At 61.4% G+C, this 19,313-nt stretch carries 20 protein-coding genes; 19 read left to right on the top strand and 1 reads right to left on the bottom strand.

The genetic code is table 11. The features are described from left to right. Window positions 1-341: 341 nt before the first annotated feature. From gspC to IYV58_RS04720, 13 genes are read left to right on the top strand one after another with little or no spacing between them, the layout of a single operon-like run. Complete coding sequence (gene gspC, locus IYV58_RS04780) at window positions 342-1,181, top strand: type II secretion system protein GspC (RefSeq protein WP_195729692.1); 840 nt, start codon at window positions 342-344, stop codon at window positions 1,179-1,181. Next, window positions 1,182-3,164, top strand: a complete 1,983-nt coding sequence (gene pulD / locus IYV58_RS04775; RefSeq protein ID WP_087828440.1) for a GspD family T2SS secretin variant PulD — start codon at window positions 1,182-1,184, stop codon at window positions 3,162-3,164. Beyond that, complete coding sequence (gene gspE / locus IYV58_RS04770) at window positions 3,161-4,654, top strand: type II secretion system ATPase GspE (protein WP_195729457.1); 1,494 nt, start codon at window positions 3,161-3,163, stop codon at window positions 4,652-4,654. Before pulD ends, gspE begins: the two co-directional genes overlap by 4 nt. A gap of 1 nt (window position 4,655) precedes the next feature. Next, window positions 4,656-5,861, top strand: coding sequence for a type II secretion system inner membrane protein GspF (gene gspF, locus IYV58_RS04765; protein WP_004129079.1), 1,206 nt, complete (start codon window positions 4,656-4,658; stop codon window positions 5,859-5,861). Between the two features lie 20 nt (window positions 5,862-5,881). Beyond that, the gene (gene gspG / locus IYV58_RS04760; protein ID WP_004098709.1) at window positions 5,882-6,304 is read left to right on the top strand and encodes a type II secretion system major pseudopilin GspG; all 423 of its coding nucleotides are present in this window, start codon (window positions 5,882-5,884) and stop codon (window positions 6,302-6,304) included. Next, window positions 6,304-6,816, top strand: coding sequence for a type II secretion system minor pseudopilin GspH (gene gspH / locus IYV58_RS04755; protein ID WP_004129078.1), 513 nt, complete (start codon window positions 6,304-6,306; stop codon window positions 6,814-6,816). The genes gspG and gspH overlap by 1 nt, the downstream gene beginning before the upstream one ends. Further along, window positions 6,813-7,178, top strand: a complete 366-nt coding sequence (gene gspI / locus IYV58_RS04750) for a type II secretion system minor pseudopilin GspI (protein WP_049115511.1) — start codon at window positions 6,813-6,815, stop codon at window positions 7,176-7,178. The genes gspH and gspI overlap by 4 nt, the downstream gene beginning before the upstream one ends. Then, a complete protein-coding gene (gene gspJ / locus IYV58_RS04745; protein WP_049115513.1) occupies window positions 7,175-7,771 on the top strand; it encodes a type II secretion system minor pseudopilin GspJ in 597 nt (198 codons plus the stop codon). Before gspI ends, gspJ begins: the two co-directional genes overlap by 4 nt. Continuing rightward, window positions 7,768-8,748, top strand: a complete 981-nt coding sequence (gspK, locus tag IYV58_RS04740) for a type II secretion system minor pseudopilin GspK (protein ID WP_087828443.1) — start codon at window positions 7,768-7,770, stop codon at window positions 8,746-8,748. The genes gspJ and gspK overlap by 4 nt, the downstream gene beginning before the upstream one ends. Next, window positions 8,741-9,937 carry a type II secretion system protein GspL gene (gspL, locus tag IYV58_RS04735; protein WP_087828444.1) on the top strand — a complete coding sequence of 399 codons (1,197 nt, stop codon included), beginning with the start codon at window positions 8,741-8,743 and terminating at the stop codon, window positions 9,935-9,937. Before gspK ends, gspL begins: the two co-directional genes overlap by 8 nt. Beyond that, window positions 9,930-10,415, top strand: a complete 486-nt coding sequence (gene gspM / locus IYV58_RS04730; RefSeq protein WP_049123297.1) for a type II secretion system protein GspM — start codon at window positions 9,930-9,932, stop codon at window positions 10,413-10,415. Before gspL ends, gspM begins: the two co-directional genes overlap by 8 nt. Next, on the top strand, window positions 10,405-11,163 hold the full coding sequence (locus IYV58_RS04725) for a type II secretion system protein N (RefSeq protein ID WP_049114765.1): 759 nt from the start codon (window positions 10,405-10,407) through the stop codon (window positions 11,161-11,163). The genes gspM and IYV58_RS04725 overlap by 11 nt, the downstream gene beginning before the upstream one ends. Further along, on the top strand, window positions 11,163-11,963 hold the full coding sequence (locus IYV58_RS04720; RefSeq protein WP_004129059.1) for a prepilin peptidase: 801 nt from the start codon (window positions 11,163-11,165) through the stop codon (window positions 11,961-11,963). The genes IYV58_RS04725 and IYV58_RS04720 overlap by 1 nt, the downstream gene beginning before the upstream one ends. Window positions 11,964-12,060: 97 nt before the next feature. Here the strand turns inward: IYV58_RS04720 and hrpB are convergent, their stop codons facing one another. Then, on the bottom strand, window positions 12,061-14,490 hold the full coding sequence (hrpB, locus tag IYV58_RS04715) for an ATP-dependent helicase HrpB (RefSeq protein WP_123828459.1): 2,430 nt from the start codon (window positions 14,488-14,490) through the stop codon (window positions 12,061-12,063). A gap of 72 nt (window positions 14,491-14,562) precedes the next feature. Here hrpB and thpR point away from each other — a divergent pair, with 72 nt between their 5' ends. From thpR to folK, 6 genes are all read left to right on the top strand, one after another. Then, complete coding sequence (thpR, locus tag IYV58_RS04710) at window positions 14,563-15,099, top strand: RNA 2',3'-cyclic phosphodiesterase (protein ID WP_004129056.1); 537 nt, start codon at window positions 14,563-14,565, stop codon at window positions 15,097-15,099. Continuing rightward, window positions 15,099-15,815: a DNA/RNA nuclease SfsA gene (gene sfsA / locus IYV58_RS04705; protein ID WP_004129055.1), complete on the top strand. Its 717-nt coding sequence runs from the start codon at window positions 15,099-15,101 to the stop codon at window positions 15,813-15,815. The genes thpR and sfsA overlap by 1 nt, the downstream gene beginning before the upstream one ends. A 164-nt stretch (window positions 15,816-15,979) precedes the next feature. After that, window positions 15,980-16,435, top strand: a complete 456-nt coding sequence (dksA, locus tag IYV58_RS04700) for an RNA polymerase-binding protein DksA (protein WP_004098689.1) — start codon at window positions 15,980-15,982, stop codon at window positions 16,433-16,435. Window positions 16,436-16,496: 61 nt separating this feature from the next. Next, window positions 16,497-17,378 carry a tRNA glutamyl-Q(34) synthetase GluQRS gene (gluQRS, locus tag IYV58_RS04695; protein ID WP_195729456.1) on the top strand — a complete coding sequence of 294 codons (882 nt, stop codon included), beginning with the start codon at window positions 16,497-16,499 and terminating at the stop codon, window positions 17,376-17,378. A 51-nt stretch (window positions 17,379-17,429) separates the two neighbouring features. Next, window positions 17,430-18,827 (top strand): polynucleotide adenylyltransferase PcnB, encoded by a 1,398-nt coding sequence (gene pcnB, locus IYV58_RS04690; RefSeq protein ID WP_071830632.1) that lies wholly within the window; start codon window positions 17,430-17,432, stop codon window positions 18,825-18,827. Beyond that, window positions 18,824-19,303: a 2-amino-4-hydroxy-6-hydroxymethyldihydropteridine diphosphokinase gene (gene folK, locus IYV58_RS04685; RefSeq protein ID WP_004129049.1), complete on the top strand. Its 480-nt coding sequence runs from the start codon at window positions 18,824-18,826 to the stop codon at window positions 19,301-19,303. Before pcnB ends, folK begins: the two co-directional genes overlap by 4 nt. Window positions 19,304-19,313: the final 10 nt, after the last annotated feature.

Here is a 19,313-nt window from a genome sequence, read left to right as displayed (position 1 = left end):
GGGTATATGCTGATTAATTATATGAAGTGTTCTATGAACGAAATTAGTCAGAGTGCATTACAGCACCATGAAAAATGACGAGCATATCTTTAAAGCGTCGATAATTAGATATTCTTGCTCTCTTAGGTTCAATCATCCATTCACTCATCCTCCGGGGGCGTAGGCGGCCGGAGGAGTAAAAATAAAAAGGGAATGACGACCACAATAGCCAAACTCTTTATGATTCACCGCGACCTACGCAGATTCCCGCAATAAGCACGCTCAAAAATAAAAAATGCCCCACCCATATCGGTAGGGCGGTACCTTTTGTTGAGGGAAATAGAATGAGCAAAGGAATAAAAATGCATAATTCCGTGATGAGATTAACAATACCAAATAAAAAAATAATAAAATATGCGCCTCATATTGTGACCTCCATCATATTATTTTTTATCTGCCAGCAGCTCGCGCAATTAACCTGGAAAATAATTATCCCGGTAAACTTTATGGATAACGTATTGAGCTCTGCCGATATGACGGCACCCGCAGCCCCTACCCCGGAAACGGCGCTGCCGCGCTTTACGCTGTTTGGCCTTGCGGAGAAAACCCCCGCCTCCGCGCCCGGCGGCAACCTCGACCAGGCGCCCGTTTCGGCGCTCAAACTTCGCGTTACCGGACTGCTTGCCAGCACCGACCCGTCCCGCGCCATCGCCATAATGATGAAAGGAAATCAACAGGTTAGCCTCGTGATTGGCGATAATACGCCGGGCGGAGAGGCGAAAATTGTCGCTATTTTCCCTGACCGCCTGATTGTTAATTACCGCGGCAGAAACGAGGCTATCCCGCTGTTTAACGACCCGCCCGCTGCCAGCAAAAATAGCGCCGCGCCGCCAGCCCGCCACTTGGCGCAGGAGCTCCGCGCGCAGCCGCAAAATATTCTTCATTACCTTAATATTTCGCCAGTCATGGTTAATGACAAGCTCAGCGGATATCGCCTGAACCCGGGCAAAGACCCAGCGCTATTTCGCCAGGCGGGTCTCCGGGAAAACGATCTGGCGATAGCCCTCAACGGTCTGGATTTACGCGATAAAGAGCAGGCTCGCCAGGTATTAGACCAGTTGCCGGAATTAACTGAAATAACCCTTACCGTTGAACGCGACGGCCAGAAAAACGATATTTATCTAGCCCTGAGGGATGAATAATTGATCATCGCCAACGTTATCCGCTCATTTTCCCTGACGCTGCTGATATTCGCCGCACTGTTATTCAGGCCAGCCGCGGCGGAAGAGTTTTCCGCGAGCTTCAAGGGCACCGACATTCAGGAATTTATCAATACGGTGAGTAAAAACCTGAATAAAACGGTCATTATCGATCCCAGCGTGCGCGGCACCATTACCGTACGCAGCTACGACATGCTTAATGAAGAGCAATATTATCAATTCTTCCTCAGCGTGCTCGATGTCTACGGCTTCGCGGTGATTAATATGAATAACGGCGTCCTGAAAGTGGTGCGTTCGAAGGACGCGAAAACCGCCGCGGTGCCGGTGGCGAGCGACGCTGCGCCGGGTATTGGCGATGAGGTCGTCACCCGCGTGGTGCCCCTGACCAACGTCGCCGCCCGCGATCTGGCGCCCCTGCTGCGCCAGCTTAACGACAACGCCGGCGCAGGCAGCGTGGTGCACTATGAACCCTCCAACGTCCTGCTGATGACCGGCCGTGCGGCGGTCATCAAACGGCTGCTAACCATCGTCGAACGCGTCGATAACGCCGGAGACCGAAGCGTAGTAACCGTTCCCCTCGCCTGGGCCTCCGCCGCCGATGTGGTCAAGCTGGTGACCGAACTCAACAAGGACACCAGCAAATCAGCGCTGCCCGGCTCGATGGTCGCCAACGTGGTGGCCGATGAACGCACCAACGCGGTACTGGTCAGCGGCGAGCCGAACTCCCGCCAGCGAATCATCGCCATGATTAAGCAGCTCGATCGCCAGCAGGCGACGCAGGGCAATACTAAAGTGATCTACCTGAAATACGCCAAAGCCTCCGACCTGGTCGAAGTGCTGACCGGCATCAGCAGCACGATGCAGAGCGAAAAGCAGGCCGCGAAGCCGGTGGCGGCGCTGGATAAAAATATCATTATCAAAGCGCATGGCCAGACTAACGCCCTGATCGTCACCGCCGCCCCGGACGTGATGAACGACCTTGAACGGGTAATCGCCCAGCTTGATATCCGCCGCCCGCAGGTGCTGGTCGAAGCGATTATCGCCGAAGTGCAGGACGCTGACGGTCTGAACCTCGGCATCCAGTGGGCCAATAAAAATGCCGGAATGACCCAGTTCACCAATAGCGGCCTGCCGATATCCACCGCCATCGCCGGGGCCAACCAGTACAACAAAGACGGCACCGTCAGCAGCTCGCTGGCCAGCGCCTTAAGCTCCTTCAACGGCATTGCCGCCGGCTTCTACCAGGGCAACTGGGCGATGCTATTAACCGCCCTCTCCAGCAGCACCAAGAACGACATTCTCGCCACGCCGAGCATCGTTACCCTCGACAACATGGAAGCCACCTTTAACGTCGGCCAGGAGGTCCCGGTACTCACCGGCTCGCAAACCACCTCCGGCGATAACATCTTCAATACCGTCGAGCGTAAAACCGTCGGCATCAAGCTGAAAGTGAAGCCGCAAATCAACGAAGGCGATTCAGTTCTGCTGGAGATTGAACAGGAGGTCTCCAGCGTGGCGGACGCCGCCTCCAGCACCAGTTCGGATCTCGGCGCGACCTTCAATACCCGCACGGTCAATAACGCAGTGCTGGTCGGCAGCGGCGAGACGGTGGTCGTCGGCGGCCTGCTGGATAAAAGCGTCTCCGACACCGCCGACAAGGTACCGCTGCTCGGCGATATTCCGGTCATTGGCGCGCTGTTCCGTTCCACCAGTAAAAAGGTCTCCAAGCGCAACCTGATGCTGTTTATCCGCCCGACGGTGATCCGCGACCGCGACGAGTACCGTCAGGCCTCATCCGGGCAGTACACCGCCTTTAATGACGCCCAGAGCAAACAGCGCGGCAAAGAGAACAATGACGCGATGCTGAATCAGGATCTGCTGGAGATCTACCCGCGCCAGGATACCGCCGTGTTCCGCCAGGTCAGCGCCGCTATCGACGCGTTCAATCTGGGAGGCAATCTATGACCCCCGCCGCTGAACGACGCCCGCTGCTCCCCTTCGGCTACGCCCGCGCGCACAACGTGATTCTCCTCAGCAACGGCGAAAGCTGCGAGGTTTTCTGCCTCGCCGCTACCGCGCCGCAGGCGCTGCTGGAAGTCCGCCGGGTCGCCGCGATGCCGTTTCGCCTCGAGCGGCTGGAAGAAGAGGCGTTCGAAAAGCTGCTGGTGCTGAGCTATCAGCGTGACTCCGCCGAGGCCCGACGCATGATGGCGGATATCGGCAACGAGCTGGACTTATACACCCTTGCCGAAGAGCTGCCGGACACCGACGACCTACTGGACAGCGAAGACGACGCGCCGATTATTCGCCTGATTAACGCCATGCTTACCGAGGCCATCAAAGAGAAAGCCTCGGATATTCATATCGAAACCTATGAGCGCCACCTGCAAATTCGCTTTCGCGTCGACGGCGTCCTGCGCGAAATCCTGCGCCCCCAGCGCCGCCTCGCCGCGCTGCTGATCTCGCGCATTAAGGTGATGGCGAGCCTGGATATCGCCGAAAAGCGCATTCCTCAGGATGGGCGCATGGCGCTGCGCATTGGCGGACGCGCCGTCGACGTGCGCGTCTCCACCCTGCCGTCGAGCTACGGCGAGCGCGTGGTGCTGCGTCTGCTCGATAAAAATAGCGTCAATCTCGACCTGTTGACCCTCGGGATGACTCCCGCCCTGCTGAAGCAGGTAGATGGGCTGATCGCCCGCCCGCACGGCATCGTGCTGGTGACCGGGCCGACCGGTTCGGGAAAAAGCACCACCCTCTACGCCGCGTTGAGCCGCCTCGACGCGCGGGAACGCAACATCATGACCATTGAAGACCCCATCGAATATGAGCTGGAGGGCATCGGTCAGACCCAGGTTAACGCGAAAGTCGATATGACCTTTGCCCGCGGGCTGCGCGCTATTTTGCGCCAGGACCCTGACGTGGTGCTGGTGGGCGAAATCCGCGATGGCGAGACGGCGCAAATCGCCGTACAGGCCTCGTTAACCGGCCATCTGGTGCTCTCGACGCTGCACACCAACAGCGCGCTGGGGGCCATCTCGCGCCTGCAGGACATGGGCGTGGAGCCTTTTCTGCTCTCCACCTCGCTGCTGGCGGTGATGTCGCAGCGGCTGGTGCGCCGACTCTGCCCGCACTGCCGCCAGCAGGAACCGGCAAACGCCGACGCCGCCCGCCAGATGGAGATCGCCCCCGGCACGGCGCTCTGGCAGCCCCGGGGCTGCGCCGAGTGCGGTTTTACCGGCTATCGCGGACGCACCGGCATCCACGAACTGCTGTTGGTGGACGATCGCGTACGCATGGCTATCCACCGCGGCGAAAATGAGGTGACGCTGATCCAACAGCTAGGGGCGGATTATATGACCCTACGCCGCGCCGGGCGGGAAAAGGCGCTGGCCGGGATCACCAGTTGGCAAGAGGTGCTAAGGGTCACCGAGCAGCCGATCGCGGAGGCTTCCTGAAATGACGCTGTTTCGTTACCAGGCCCTTGACGAACAGGGCAAACCCCGGCGCGGCGTCCAGCAGGCGGACTCCGCCCGCCACGCGCGCCAGCTATTGCGAGAAAAGGGCTGGCTGGCGCTTGACATCGACCCGGCAGCCGGCGGCGGCAGGCCATTGCGCTTTATCCGCCGCACCGGCGCCCGCGATCTCGCCCTCGTCACCCGCCAGTTGGCGACGCTGGTCGCCGCCGCCATCCCGCTGGAAAAAGCGCTCGACGCGGTGGCCCAGCAGAGTGAAAAACCGCAGTTGAAAACGCTGATCGCCGGCGTACGCGGCAAAGTGCTGGAAGGCCATTCGCTGGCGGAAGCGATGCGCGGCTACCCGAATTGCTTCGACGCGCTCTACTGCGCGATGGTCGCCGCCGGAGAAGCTTCAGGCCACCTCGACGGCGTGCTGAACCGGCTGGCGGACTACACTGAGCAGCGCCAGCAGCTTCGCGCCCGCCTGCTGCAGGCGATGATTTACCCCATCGTGCTGACCCTGGTGGCGGTCAGCGTGATTGTGATTCTGCTTTCAACGGTGGTGCCGAAGGTTGTCGATCAGTTTATCCACCTTAAGCAGGCGCTGCCGTTTTCCACCCGCCTGCTGATGGCGATGAGCGATATGCTGCGCGCCGCCGGGCCGTGGCTGCTGCTGGCCGCCATGCTCATCGCTCTGCTGCTGCGCTACCTGCTGCGGCAGCCGGCAAAGCGACTGGCCTGGCACCGGCTGCTGCTGCGCCTGCCGCTGATTGGCCGGGTCGCGCGCAGCGTTAACAGCGCCCGCTACGCCCGCACCCTGAGCATTCTCAACGCCAGCGCCGTTCCGCTGCTGCTGGCGATGCGCATCAGCGCGGAAGTGTTAAGCAACGCCTGGGCGAAGCGCCAGCTGGAAGCCGCCAGCGACGCGGTGCGCGAAGGCGTCAGCCTCCATCGCGCGCTCGAAATGACCCAGCTTTTCCCACCGATGATGCGCTACATGGTCGCCAGCGGCGAACGGAGCGGCGAGCTCAACGGCATGCTGGAGCGCGCGGCGGATAACCAGGACCGGGAGCTGAGCGCGCAAATTCAGTTGGCCCTCAGTCTGTTTGAACCTCTGCTGGTAGTGGCGATGGCCGGCATGGTGCTGTTTATCGTCCTCGCCATCCTGCAGCCGATACTGCAGCTCAATACTTTGATGAGTATGTAATTGTTCTAATGGAGAAAAATATGCAACGACAGCGCGGATTCACCTTACTGGAAATCATGGTGGTGATTGTTATCCTCGGCGTGCTCGCCAGCCTCGTGGTGCCCAACCTGATGGGCAACAAGGAAAAGGCCGACCGGCAAAAAGTGGTCAGCGATCTTGTGGCGCTCGAGGGCGCGCTGGACATGTATAAACTGGACAACAGCCGCTATCCCACCACCGAGCAGGGGCTGCAGGCGCTGGTCAGCGCGCCATCCGCCGAGCCGCACGCGCGCAACTATCCCGAAGGCGGCTATATTCGCCGTCTGCCGCAGGATCCCTGGGGCAGCGATTACCAGCTACTGAGCCCCGGCCAGCACGGACAGGTGGATATTTTCAGCCTTGGGCCGGACGGCGTGCCGGAGAGCAATGACGATATCGGCAACTGGACGATCGGGAAGAAATAGTGCGACAGCGCGGCTTTACGTTGCTGGAGATGATGCTCATTTTGCTGCTGATGGGGGTCAGCGCGGGCATGGTGCTGCTGGCCTTCCCCGCCTCGCGCGACGATAGCGCGGCGCAGACGCTGGCGCGCTTTGAAGCGCAGCTGCGCTTTGTCCAGCAGCGAGGGCTGCAAACCGGCCAGTTCTTTGGCGTCTCGGTGCACCCAGACCGCTGGCAGTTTCTGGTTCTGGAGGCCCGCGATGGCGCCGATCCGGCACCCGCCGACGACGGCTGGAGCGGCTATCGCTGGCTGCCGCTGCGCGCCGGACGCGTCGCCACTTCGGGCAGCAGCGCCGGGGGCAAGCTGAACCTCGCCTTTCCGCAGGGCGATGCCTGGACGCCGGGCGACAATCCCGATGTGCTGATCTTTCCCGGCGGGGAGATGACGCCGTTCCGGCTGACCATCGGCGAGGCGCCAGGTATCGCGTATAACGCCCGCGGCGAAAGCCTGCCCGCAGCGCAGGAGGCGCAATGAAAAAGCAGTCCGGTATGACGCTGATTGAAGTCATGGTCGCCCTGGTCGTCTTCGCTCTCGCCGGGCTGGCGGTGATGCAGGCCACGCTCCAGCAAACCCGCCAGTTGGGACGCATGGAGGAGAAAACCCTCGCTAGCTGGCTGGCGGACAATCAGCTGGTACAGCTCCGGTTGGAAAACCGCTGGCCAGCGCTGAGCTGGTCGGAAACCACGGTGCAGGCGGCAGGCGTCAGCTGGCATATTCGCTGGCAGGGGGTGGAGACCGACCTGCCTCAGCTGCGGGCTCTGGACGTCGAGGTCCGCCACGCCAAAAGCGATAAGACCGCGATCTCTTCGCTGCGCACCTACGTGACGTCGCCATGATCCGGCGCTCAAGCGGCTTTACCCTCGTCGAAATGCTGCTGGCGCTGGCCATTCTCGCCGCGCTCAGCGTCGCCGCGGTCACGGTGCTGCAAAACGTGATGCGCGCCGATACGCTCACCCGCGATAAGGGCGGGCGCATGCAGGCGTTACAGCAAACGTTCAGCCAGATGGCGGCGGACTTTAGCCAAATCATTCCCCGCCGCAGCCGCGACAGCGCGAGCCTGTTTTTTGCCGGGCGCTTTCAGCTCGGCAGCGACGACTGGGCGATCGCCTTTAGCCGCAACGGCTGGCCCAATCCTTTGGGGCTCCTGCCGCGTTCGGAAATTCAGAACGTCAGCTACCGCCTGCGCGACAGCCAGCTGGAACGTCTGAGCTACGAGCAGCAGGACCCGCTGCCCGGTAGCCAACCAACGGTGACTATTGTGCTGCGCGGCGTGCGGGCATTTGGCCTGCGTTTTTACGCCAGCGGCCGCTGGCAGGATGAATGGCTGCAGACGCAGACGCTGCCGCAGGGGCTGGAAGTCACCCTGACGCTGGAGCCGTACGGCGAGATCCGCCGACTGTTTCTGCTTACGCCGGGAGGAAGTCGATGAACAACCGCCAGCGCGGCGTCGCCCTGCTCATGGTGCTGCTGATCCTCGCCCTGATGATGGTGCTGGCGAGCGCCATGACCGAGCGCAGCGCGCGGATGTACCAGCAAACCGCCACCACCCTCGATAACCTGCAGGCCAAATGGTACGCGCTGGGGGCGGAAACCCTCGCGGCGGCTCTGCTGCAACGCGACGCGATCGACTCGCCGAACCAGACCCATCTGGCGCAGAACTGGGCCCAGCAGGGACGCCGCTTTACGGTCAATGACGGCGAGATCTACGCCACAATGACCGACGCTCAGGCCTGCTTCAACCTCAACGCCATTAACCAGCGTGGCGACGACGAAAGCGACGAAATACCTTACCCCGCACAGATCTTTACCCGACTCCTGGAGAACCTCGGCAGCGAGCCGCTGCGCGCCTTACAGCTGACCGCCGCCCTGCGCGACTGGGTCGATGACGATCGCCAGGCCCTACTGAACGGCGCGGAAGACGAAGTCTATATGGCGCAATCCCCCGGCTATCTGACCGGCAATCAGCCGCTGCAGGACGTCAGCGAGTTGCGTCTGCTGGCCGGGATGGACGCCGCGCTCTATCAGCGCCTGTTGCCATTTGTCTGCGCCCTTCCGGAGGATGCGCTGCAGGTGAACGTCAATACCCTGCAGCCCGCTCAGGCCGCGCTGCTGGCGGCGATCTTCCCCGCTGAACTCACCGTCTCTGAAGCCCGGCAGCTGCTGCAGGCTCGCGCGGCTACCGGCTGGAGCAGCGTCGCCGCCTTCCTGTCGCAACCGACATTACAAAAAATCGATACCGCCGCCGCACGTCCGTGGCTGGCGGTGCGCAGCGAGCGTTTTATCGCCACCTTTAGCGTGGTGATGGGCAGCGCCCGCTATCAGCAACGCAGCCTCTTGCAAAAGCAGGGGCGTACCTTCGGCGTCGTCCAACGGCGCTACGGAATCTATTGGGTAGCCGATGAATAACCACCATACCTCTTCCGCCGCCGTGCTGATTGTTCGCCTCAATCCTGATGCCGTGACGGCGATATGGCGGCTTGCCGCGCCAGGCGACGCGGCGCAGGCCGGAGAGTGGCATCCTGACGCTGGCGATCGGACGCTCAGCCTGCTGGCGCAGCGCCATCCGGCCTGGGTGCTGGTGCCCGCCAGCGACTGCGCATTTCATCGCGTCACTCTGCCCGCCGGGGCGCGCAGAAGACCGCAGCAGGCGCTGGGGTTTTTACTCGAAGAACAGCTGGCGACGGAGGTTGAGGAGAGCCACTTTGCCCTGCTCCACCAGCACAAAACCGACTGCGCCGTGGCGGTGGTCGGGCGGGAAAAGATGCGCGCCTGGCAGGCCTGGTGCGAGGGGCTCGGACTGAACGTGCTGGCCCTGACGCCGGATGTCCTTACCCTACCACACAGTCCCACCGCCTGGAGCGCCGTACGCTGCGGCGAGCAATGGCTGTTTCGCTGTGATTCGTGGGGCGGAATGGCGGTGGAAACCGTATGGCTCGACCCGTTGCTGACCCACTGGCAAGACCTCGCGCCCATCGCCTGCTACTCGCCGCCGCCGGATATCGCCGCGCCGTGGCAGCCTCTCCCGGCGCAGGATCTGCTGGCGCTGGCGGCGGCCAATCCCGATGCGCGCAGAATCTGCTTACGCCAGGGCGATTTTGCTGCTAAACGCCGCCGGCAGCCGACGCCACGACGCTGGCGCCCGGCAATCGCCGGGGCGCTGGCGCTACTGCTGCTGTGGAGCGGTAATCGCCTCCACGATCATCTCATGCTGGGACAGCAGGCCGACGCCGCCGTGCAGGCCAGCCGTGATTTTTACCGCCAGTGGTTCAAAACGGAAAAGAACGTCGTCAACCCGCGCCAGCAAATGCAGCAGCATCTGCGAGAGATGAAAAACGCGGGCGCCCGGCCAGCGCTTATCTCGCGGCTCGGCGCGCTGCAGCAAATCATCGACGACACGCCGGGCATCCGCCTGCGGACGCTGAGCTTTGATGCCGCGCGCAACGCGCTGCAGCTGGAGATATCCGCCGTTTCCTCGCAGGCCATGGAGCAGTTCAGCCAGCGGGCGCGGGCGGGGTTTCGCGTGCAGACCGGCGAGATGAAGCCGCGCGCCGACGGTATTGAAGGGCGCCTGACGCTGGAGGGGGACGATGCATAACCTGCTCACCTTATGGCAACAGCGTACGCGCCGCGAACGGCATCTGCTGCTGGGGATGGCCGTAGCGCTGCTCATCGGCCTGGTCTATTACACGTTATGGCAGCCGTGGCAAAACCGCGAGACGCAGTGGCGGCAAACGCTGGCCAGGGAGCAGGCCAGCCTGCAGTGGATGCGCCAGCAGACGCCCCTTCTCCGTCAGCTTAACCAGCGGAAACCTTCTGCCGCGCTGGAAGAACCCTCGACGGTGATTATGCGCGAAGCCGCCCGTCACGGCATCGCTATCGTTCGCCTGCAGCCGCAGGGCTCCCGCCTGAGCCTTACCGTACAGCCCGCCGATTTCCAGGCGCTGATGGCATGGCTGGACGCGCTGGGTCAGACGGGGATGACCACCGCCACCCTGGCGGTGACCGCCGTGGCGCAGCAGCCCGGTTGGGTGACGATTAATACGCTAGTGCTGGAGCGCAGCGATGAAAAATAGACTCACTATCGGCCTGCTGCTGGCGGCGATCTATCTCTTCTGGCTGCTGTTCAGCGCGCCGGCGCGTCTGCTGACTCTGGCGCTACCGGAAGGCGCGCGGCTCGTCGAACCAACAGGCACCCTGTGGAAGGGAGAAGCCCTTCAGGCCAGCTGGCGCGGCGTTGAATTAGCCTATTTACGCTGGGAATTTGGCTTCTCGTCCTGGCTTCCCGGCTGGCATATCCGTTTTAACGATCCCTCCGGTCTGCGCGGCCAGGTCTGGCTGCACGGTCTGAACGAATTCGTGGTGCGCGAGGGCCGACTCGAAGCTCCGGCCCGTTTAATCAGCCAGCGGTTAGCATCCGGCATACCGCTGGAGGCCCGCGGTCAGGTTGTGCTGACGCTGCCCGAGGCCCGCTTTAACGCCGGCGGTTGCCGACAGATGACCGCCAGCACCGTGCAGTGGCGGGACGCGGCGCTCAGCTCCCCCGCCGGGTCGCTCGAACTGGCCCAGGTCAACGGCAAATTAAGCTGTACCCCGGCGGGCGCGCTGGCTGTCGCCCTGACCCAGGACTCCCATCAGCTCAGCCTCACCGGACAGGGCGTTCTAACGCCCGACGGGCGCTATACGTTTAACGGTACGCTACAACCTCGTCAGGCGGCTCCGGCACTGCTGACGCTGCTGCTCGCGCAAAACGGCCGTAAAGATGAGCAGGGACGTATACCGTGGCGGTGGCAAGGAGAGTGGCTATCCGAGGAGAAAAAATAATGTTCGAAAACATCGCGTTATTACCCGAGTTCGCCGCGCAATACCCGTCAATCTGGGGCGGCTTTTTATTCCTGTCCGGACTGGCGTTCGGCAGCTTTTTTAACGTCGTTATCCATCGTTTACCGCTGATGATGGCGCACGCAGAGGGAATCAATCTCTGTTTTCCCGCGTCGTTCTGTCCGCAGTGCCGTGAGCCCATCGCCTGGCGGGACAATATCCCGCTGCTGAGCTTCCTGTTTCTTAAGGGACGTTCGCGCTGCTGCGGGGAACCCATCTCGCCTCGTTATCCTCTGATGGAGCTGGCGACCGGCGCGCTGTTTATGCTGGTCGGATACCTGATACCTCCGGGCATACCGCTGCTGGGCGGCTTGCTTCTGCTGTCGGTTCTACTGATTCTTGCTACCATCGACGCGCAAACGCAGCTGCTGCCGGACGGGTTGACGCTACCGCTGCTGTGGGCCGGTCTGCTGTTCAATCTTTCCGATACCTTCGCGCCGCTGGCGGAGGCGGTCATTGGCGCGATGGCCGGGTATTTGTCGCTGTGGTCGGTGTACTGGGTGTTCCGTCTGCTGACCGGTAAAGAGGCGCTGGGCTACGGCGATTTCAAGCTGCTGGCGGCGCTCGGCGCGTGGCTCGGCTGGCAGGCGCTGCCGCAGACGCTGCTGCTGGCTTCCGCCAGCGGCCTGGTCTGGACGCTGCTGCAGCGCCTGATAACCCGGCAGTCGTTCCAGCAGCCTTTGGCCTTCGGGCCCTGGCTGGCGCTGGCGGGCGGCGGCATCTTTTTGTGGAGCCAGGTATAAAATATCCCCTGCTCGCGCTGCGCTTAGCAGGGCTACGGGCGGTGCTGGTCCGGTAGCCCGTGTAAGGCGCTTACGCCGCAACCCGGAAACTCTCCGGTTACGAATACTTTTTGGTGCGCCGGGTCGGGGCGGTATTGGCCGGATCGTCCGGCCAGACATGCTTCGGATAGCGCCCTTTCATCTCTTTTTGCACTTCGCGGTAGCTCCCCTGCCAGAATGCGCCTAAATCGCGGGTGATCTGCAGCGGGCGCTGCGCCGGCGACAGCAGCTCCAGCACCAGCGGCACCCGCCCCTGAGCGATGGTCGGGGTCGTCGCCTCGCCAAACATCTCCTGCATCCGCACCGCCAGCGCCGGAGGATTATCATCGTGATAACGAATCGCGATGCGGCTACCGGTCGGTACCGTATAGTGCGTGGGCAGTTCGCTGTCCAGCTTCTGGCGCAGCGGCCACGGCAGCCAGTTTTGCAGCGCCTGACGCACGTCCAGCGCCTTCAGCGCGCGCAGCGAATGGACGCCCGCCATCTGCGGCAGCAGCCACTGTTCAAGCGATGCCAGCAGCGATGCCTCATCAACGGCCGGCCATGCCTCCTCCGGCAGCCACTGCGCCGCGCAGTGCAGTCGCAAACGCAGCTGCTCCGCTTCCGGCGTCCAGTTAAGCACGCTCAGCCCCTTCTCGCGGATCCCGTTGAGCATCGCCTGATGCAACTCCTCTTCCGACGGCTTCGCCAGCGGCTGGGTCTTAATCACCAGGCGTCCGATACAGGTGCGCCGCCAGGCCTTCAGCGTGCCTAACGCCTCATCCCACTCGACGATATCGGAGCGCTGGGCCAGCGCCGGACACCGCTCAATCAGCGCGTGAATATCGACCGGCAGCGCCAGCAGGATCCGGGCGTCCGGCGATGCGCTCCCTTGCAGCAGCAGTGGCGCAATCAACCATTCGTGGCGGCCCAGCGCATCGTCGGCGTCGAGCATCGCCCCCATCCCGTTAGCCAGTTGGTAGCGCCCCTCCTGGCCGCGGCGATGGGCGATACGGTCGGCAAAAGCGGAGGCCAGCAGCGCCGCGATTCTGTCGGCGTCGGGCTGACCGCCGCGCACCGTCAGCCTTTTCATCAGCTGCTGCGCCCGCTGCTGCCAGTTGCCCTGCTGACGGGCAAACGCCGCGCTAAGATCGCTATGGCCGCCGCGCGGCGGCTCTTCAAGGATCGCCGCCAGTTTAGCCGCCGTGGCGGCGCTATCGGCATCCTCCGCCGCGGTCAGCATCGCCGCCAGGCGCGGTTCGTTACCCAACGCCGCCATTTTGCGCCCGTGCGCCGACAGCCGCTCGCCTTCCAGCGCAGAAAGGTCGGTGAGCAGACGTCGGGCCGCAGCCAGATTGTTCGCAGGCGGCAAATCCAGCCAGCTAAGCTGGGCCGGGTCCTGGCATCCCCACTGCAACAGCTCCAGCAGCAGCGAAGACAGATCGCTCTGCAGGATTTCCGGGTCGCTCTGCGCCGCAGCGCGCTCGGCCTGCTCTTTAGCGAGTAGATGCAGGCAGATCCCCGGTTCCAGACGCCCGGCGCGTCCGGCGCGCTGGGTCATCGAGGCCTGGCTGATCCGCTGCGTGACCAGGCGAGTGAGCCCGGTGCGGGCGTCAAAGCGGGCGACGCGCTCCTGGGCGCTATCCACCACCAGACGAATCCCCTCAATGGTCAGACTGGTTTCGGCGATATTGGTCGCCAGCACCACCTTGCGCATCCCGGCAGGCGCAGGCAGTATCGCCTTGCGCTGCTCGTTCAGCGGTAGCGCGCCGTACAGGGGGCAAAGGATCACATCGCTCGCCACCCGCTCCGCCAGCCGCTCCTGTACCCGTTGGATCTCTCCGACGCCGGGCAGAAATAGCAGCATTGAACCGTTCTCGCTACGCAACAGTTCCGCAGCGGCAATCGCCACCCCTTCGTCAAACCGTTGATGGGCCGGCAGCGGCAGAAAACGCCGCTCAACCGGAAACGCGCGCCCTTCGGAAACGATAACCGGCGCCTCCGGCAGCAGACGCTGCAGGCGCTCATTATCGAGCGTCGCCGACATAATCAGCAGCTTGAGATCGTCGCGCAGCCCCTGCTGTACGTCGAGCAGCAGCGCCAGCGCCAGATCCGCCTGCAGGCTGCGCTCGTGAAACTCATCGAGGATCGCCAACCCCACGCCGCTCAGCTCCGGATCGCGCTGGATCATCCGCGTCAAAATGCCTTCCGTCACCACTTCGAGGCGCGTGTTCGGCCCGACGCAGGTCTCCGCGCGCATGCGGTAGCCCACGGTCTCGCCGGGCTTCTCCCCCAGCAGTTCTGCCAGCCGCTGCGCCACGTTACGCGCCGCCAGCCGCCGCGGCTCCAGCAGGATAATGCGCCCGCTAATTTCACCCTGCGCGAGGATTTGCAGCGGCAGCCAGGTGGATTTCCCGGCGCCGGTTGGCGCATTAAGCAGAACCTGCGGCGCATGCCGCAGGGCAGAAAGAAGTTCAGGGAGGACGGCGGCAACCGGCAATGAGGACACGAAGCGCTCCGGAGGTTAACATTTGCGGGCAAGCATTGTAGCATCCCGGTAATTCATTACCGAGTCTCTATCATGTCCGAGCCGAAAAGGCTGTTTTTCGCCCTTGAACTTCCCGCAGAAGTTCAGCAGCAGATCGTTCACTGGCGCGCCGCCAGCTTTCCCGAAGATGCGGGTCGACCGGTGACGGCGGCAAACCTCCATCTGACGCTGGCGTTTCTTGGCGAAGTGAGCGCGGATAAACAGCGGGCGCTATCAGCAATGGCCGAACGAATTCGCCAGCCGGGCTTTACCCTGACCCTTGACGATGCCGGGCAGTGGCTGCGTTCGCGAGTGGTATGGCTGGGCACTCGTCAGCCGCCGCGCGGGGTTCTGCAATTAGCGAATATGCTGCGCGCCCAGGCCGCCCGCAGCGGCTGCTATCAGAGCCCGCAGCCGTTTCATCCGCATGTCACCCTGCTGCGCGACGCGCGCCACGCGGTGCCTATTCCGCCGCCCGGATTTCGCTGGGCGTTTGCGGTCAACGAATTTGTGCTCTACGAATCCAGCTTTAGCCGCGGCCGTACCCGCTACAAGGCGCTGGAACGTTACCCTTTCGACAAGGAAAGCTGATGCTATTTACTCCCCCGCTACGGTCCGCCACCCTCATTAAACGTTACAAACGGTTTCTCGCGGATGTGGTCACCCCCGACGGTCGCGAGCTGACCCTTCACTGCCCCAATACCGGCGCCATGACCGGCTGCGCCGCGCCGGGCGATACCGTCTGGTATTCGACTTCAGATAATCCTAAACGCAAATATGCCCACACGTGGGAAATAACCGAAACCGTAGAAGGCGCGACAATTTGTGTTAATACTCTACGTGCTAACACGTTGGCGAAAGAGGCGATTCTGGCAGGAAATATTCCCGAGCTTTTGGGCTATAACACGCTGAAAAGCGAAGTGAAGTATGGTGATGAAAGCAGCCGCATTGATATTCTGTTACAAGCAGATGACCAACAAAACTGCTATATTGAAGTGAAATCGGTTACGTTGGCGGAAAAGGAATACGGTTACTTCCCCGATGCGGTTACCGAACGCGGCCAGAAGCACCTGCGGGAGCTGATGAGCGTGGCGGCGGCGGGCGATCGGGCGGTGATTTTGTTCGCCGTGCTGCACTCGGCGATCGACCGTTTCTCTCCCGCGCATCATATTGATGCCAGATACGCACAGCTATTGATTGAGGCGCAAAACAAGGGGGTGGAAATTCTCGCGTACAAGGCGGAACTTTCTACTGAGATGATGACTCTGAATAAGCCGATTACCGTGGTGTTAACCCCCGGTAAATAAACGGCTAAATAGTATTCGGGTCGCGAGCGCAAATACGCTTTTCCTCACAGGGTTGTCAAGTGTAACGTTTAGATAATTGCTATCCGGAAAAGCATCTGCTATTTATAGCGGCCTGATTTTTCCCCCAACACGGGGATCGATAGTGCGTGTTAAGGAGAAGCAACATGCAAGAAGGGCAAAACCGTAAAACATCGTCCCTGAGTATTCTCTCCATCGCTGGGGTGGAGCCGTACCAAGTGAAGCCGGGCGAAGAGTATATGAACGAAGCCCAGCTGGCGCACTTCAAGCGCATTCTTGAAGCGTGGCGTAATCAACTTAGGGATGAAGTGGATCGCACCGTAACGCATATGCAGGATGAAGCTGCTAACTTCCCGGATCCGGTAGACCGTGCCGCTCAGGAAGAAGAGTTCAGCCTGGAGCTGCGTAACCGCGACCGCGAACGTAAACTGATCAAAAAGATCGAGAAAACGCTGAAAAAAGTCGAAGACGAAGATTTCGGTTTCTGTGAATCCTGTGGCGTCGAGATTGGTATCCGTCGTCTGGAAGCGCGTCCGACCGCCGACCTGTGCATTGATTGCAAAACGCTGGCGGAAATTCGCGAAAAACAGATGGCAGGCTAATTCACTTCGCTGGCACATCTCTGGCGGGAGCTTTCTCCCGCCCTGATGTTTTAGTCATATCATGAAAGATTCACACTACATCGGGCGCTTTGCCCCCTCACCTTCCGGCGAACTCCACTTCGGTTCATTGATTGCCGCGCTTGGCAGCTATCTGCAGGCTCGGGCGCAGAACGGTATCTGGCGCGTGCGCATTGAAGATATCGATCCGCCGCGAGAAGTCCCAGGCGCCGCGGACACCATTCTTCGTCAATTAGAACACTACGGCCTGCTCTGGGACGGAGAGGTACTCTGGCAGTCAAAACGCCACGAAGCTTATCGCGAGCGCCTCGCCTGGCTGCGCGAGCAGGGCCTCTGCTACTACTGCACCTGCACCCGCGCGCGTACCCATGCTATTGGCGGTATTTACGACGGCCACTGCCGGGATTTACGCCTCGGCGCGGAAAACGCCGCTCTGCGCCTGCGGCAAACGCGTCCTGTCCTTGAATTTTACGATCGGCTGCGCGGTACGCTCGTCGCCAATGAGCCGCTGGCGCGGGAAGATTTTATTATCCACCGTCGCGATGGGCTGTTCGCCTATAATCTGGCGGTGGTGGTGGACGATCATTTTCAGGGCGTCAGCGAAATCGTCCGCGGCGCCGATCTTATCGAGCCGACGGTGCGGCAAATTTCGCTCTATCAGCATTTTGGCTGGCAGGCGCCGGACTATATCCATTTGCCGCTGGCCCTCAACGCGCAGGGCAATAAACTGTCGAAGCAAAACCACGCTCCGGCGCTGCCTGAAGGCGATCCGCGCCCGGAAATTGTGCGGGCGTTAACGTTTCTTAATCAGGATGTCATTCAGGAATGGCAGACGCTCTGTATTGAGGATTTACTCAAGTACGCGATAGCGAACTGGCGGCCGGAGCAAATCCAGCATTCTCAAATGCGTTCCGCTGAGCTATGATTAGCCGCTATTTTTTTGTCCTGAAGTCCGTCTGACACTACGAGGTGTACCATTTTTACCCGAGTCGCTAATTTTTGCCGTAAGGTGCTAAGCCGTGAAGAGCGCGAGGCAGAAGCCGCCGTCGAACAATTACATATGACGGTTATCCCGCGCGAGCAGCATGCAATTTCCCGCAAAGATATCAGTGAAAATGCCCTCAAGGTCATGTACAGACTCAATAAGGCGGGCTACGAATCGTGGCTGGTCGGCGGCGGCGTACGCGATCTGCTGCTGGGCAAAAAACCTAAAGATTTTGACGTCACCACCAACGCGACTCCGGAACAGGTCCGTAAGCTGTTCCGCAACTGCCGTCTGGTAGGCCGCCGCTTCCGCCTGGCGCACGTGATGTTCGGACCGGAAATTATCGAAGTCGCCACCTTTCGCGGCCATCATGAAGGCCACACTACCGATCGCATCACCTCCCAGCGCGGCCAGAACGGCATGCTGCTGCGCGACAACATCTTCGGTTCGATTGAAGAAGATGCCCAGCGCCGCGACTTTACCATCAACAGCCTCTACTACAGCGTGGCGGATTTCACCGTCCGCGACTACGTCGGTGGCATGAAAGATCTGCAGGATGGCGTCGTCCGCCTGATCGGCGATCCGGAAACCCGCTATCGCGAAGATCCGGTGCGCATGCTGCGCGCGGTGCGTTTTGCGGCGAAGCTCAGTATGAGCATCAGCGAAGAGACCGCCGAGCCGATCCCGCGCCTGGCGACGCTGCTGCACGATGTGCCGCCGGCGCGTCTGTTTGAAGAAGTCCTGAAGCTGCTGCAGGCCGGCGACGGTTATGAAACCTATATCCTGCTGCGCGAATATAATCTGTTCCAGCCGCTGTTCCCGACCATTACCCGCTACTTCACCGAGCGCGGCGATAGTCCAATGGAACGGATCATCAGCCAGGTGCTAAAGAATACCGATACCCGCATTCGCAACGATATGCGCGTTAACCCGGCGTTCCTGTTCGCGGTAATGTTCTGGTACCCGCTGCTGGAAACGGCGCAGAAAATCGCTCAGGAGAGCGGGCTGGCCTACTACGATGCCTTCGCGTTGGCGATGAACGACGTGCTGGACGAGGCCTGCCGTACGCTGGCCATCCCGAAACGTATTACCACTCTGGTGCGCGATATCTGGCAGCTTCAGCTGCGGATGTCCCGCCGTCAGGGTAAACGCGCGTGGAAGCTAATGGAGCATCCAAAATTCCGCGCCGCCTACGATCTGCTGGAGCTGCGCGCCGGCGCCGAAAACAGCAGCGAGCTGCAGCGTCTGACCAAATGGTGGGGCGAGTTCCAGGTCGCCGCGCCGCCGGATCAGAAAGATATGCTGGATGATTTAGGCGACGATCCGGCCCCGCGCCGCCGCCACCGTCGTCCGCGCAAACGCGCGCCGCGCCGCGAAGGTAGCGCATGACGCTCGTCTATATCGCGATTGGCAGCAATCTGGCCTCTCCGCTGGAGCAGGTCAACGCTGCCGTTAACGCGCTGGCGGACATACCCGAAAGCCGGGTAATAAGGGTTTCCTCTTTCTACCGCACGCCGCCCCTGGGGCCGCAGGATCAACCTGACTACCTCAACGCCGCCGTCGCGCTGGAAACCGCGCTGGCCGCAGAAGAGCTGCTCAACCACACCCAGCGTATTGAACTGCATCAGGGCCGCACGCGTAAAGCCGAACGCTGGGGACCGCGCACGCTGGACCTCGACATCATGCTGTTCGGCGATGAAGTGATTACTAGCCCGCGCCTGACCGTACCGCACTACGATATGAAAAACCGCGGTTTTATGCTGTGGCCGCTGTTTGAAATCGCCCCCGACCTGCGTTTCCCCGACGGTCCGGCATTACCGGCTGTTCTGGCAAATCTCGGCGCGGAAAAACCCGCTCTCTGGTAATAACCCTTCG

Origin of the sequence: Klebsiella sp. BDA134-6, from assembly GCF_015601345.1 — a bacterium.
Lineage (GTDB): Bacteria > Pseudomonadota > Gammaproteobacteria > Enterobacterales > Enterobacteriaceae > Klebsiella > Klebsiella grimontii.
This window is presented reverse-complemented; position numbering and strand designations above follow the sequence as displayed.

Excerpts from the sequence above, each read along its gene's own strand:
- gspJ (WP_049115513.1), top strand. The coding sequence starts at position 7,175 with ATGATCCGGCGCTCAAGCGGCTTTACCCTCGTCGAAATGCTGCTGGCG.
- gspK (WP_087828443.1), top strand. The coding sequence starts at position 7,768 with ATGAACAACCGCCAGCGCGGCGTCGCCCTGCTCATGGTGCTGCTGATC.
- dksA (WP_004098689.1), top strand. The coding sequence starts at position 15,980 with ATGCAAGAAGGGCAAAACCGTAAAACATCGTCCCTGAGTATTCTCTCC.
- sfsA (WP_004129055.1), top strand. The coding sequence starts at position 15,099 with ATGCTATTTACTCCCCCGCTACGGTCCGCCACCCTCATTAAACGTTAC.
- gspE (WP_195729457.1), top strand. The coding sequence starts at position 3,161 with ATGACCCCCGCCGCTGAACGACGCCCGCTGCTCCCCTTCGGCTACGCC.
- gspL (WP_087828444.1), top strand. The coding sequence starts at position 8,741 with ATGAATAACCACCATACCTCTTCCGCCGCCGTGCTGATTGTTCGCCTC.
- gspI (WP_049115511.1), top strand. The coding sequence starts at position 6,813 with ATGAAAAAGCAGTCCGGTATGACGCTGATTGAAGTCATGGTCGCCCTG.
- folK (WP_004129049.1), top strand. The coding sequence starts at position 18,824 with ATGACGCTCGTCTATATCGCGATTGGCAGCAATCTGGCCTCTCCGCTG.
- IYV58_RS04720 (WP_004129059.1), top strand. The coding sequence starts at position 11,163 with ATGTTCGAAAACATCGCGTTATTACCCGAGTTCGCCGCGCAATACCCG.
- thpR (WP_004129056.1), top strand. The coding sequence starts at position 14,563 with ATGTCCGAGCCGAAAAGGCTGTTTTTCGCCCTTGAACTTCCCGCAGAA.
- gluQRS (WP_195729456.1), top strand. The coding sequence starts at position 16,497 with ATGAAAGATTCACACTACATCGGGCGCTTTGCCCCCTCACCTTCCGGC.
- gspG (WP_004098709.1), top strand. The coding sequence starts at position 5,882 with ATGCAACGACAGCGCGGATTCACCTTACTGGAAATCATGGTGGTGATT.
- gspM (WP_049123297.1), top strand. The coding sequence starts at position 9,930 with ATGCATAACCTGCTCACCTTATGGCAACAGCGTACGCGCCGCGAACGG.
- IYV58_RS04725 (WP_049114765.1), top strand. The coding sequence starts at position 10,405 with ATGAAAAATAGACTCACTATCGGCCTGCTGCTGGCGGCGATCTATCTC.
- gspC (WP_195729692.1), top strand. The coding sequence starts at position 342 with ATGCATAATTCCGTGATGAGATTAACAATACCAAATAAAAAAATAATA.
- gspF (WP_004129079.1), top strand. The coding sequence starts at position 4,656 with ATGACGCTGTTTCGTTACCAGGCCCTTGACGAACAGGGCAAACCCCGG.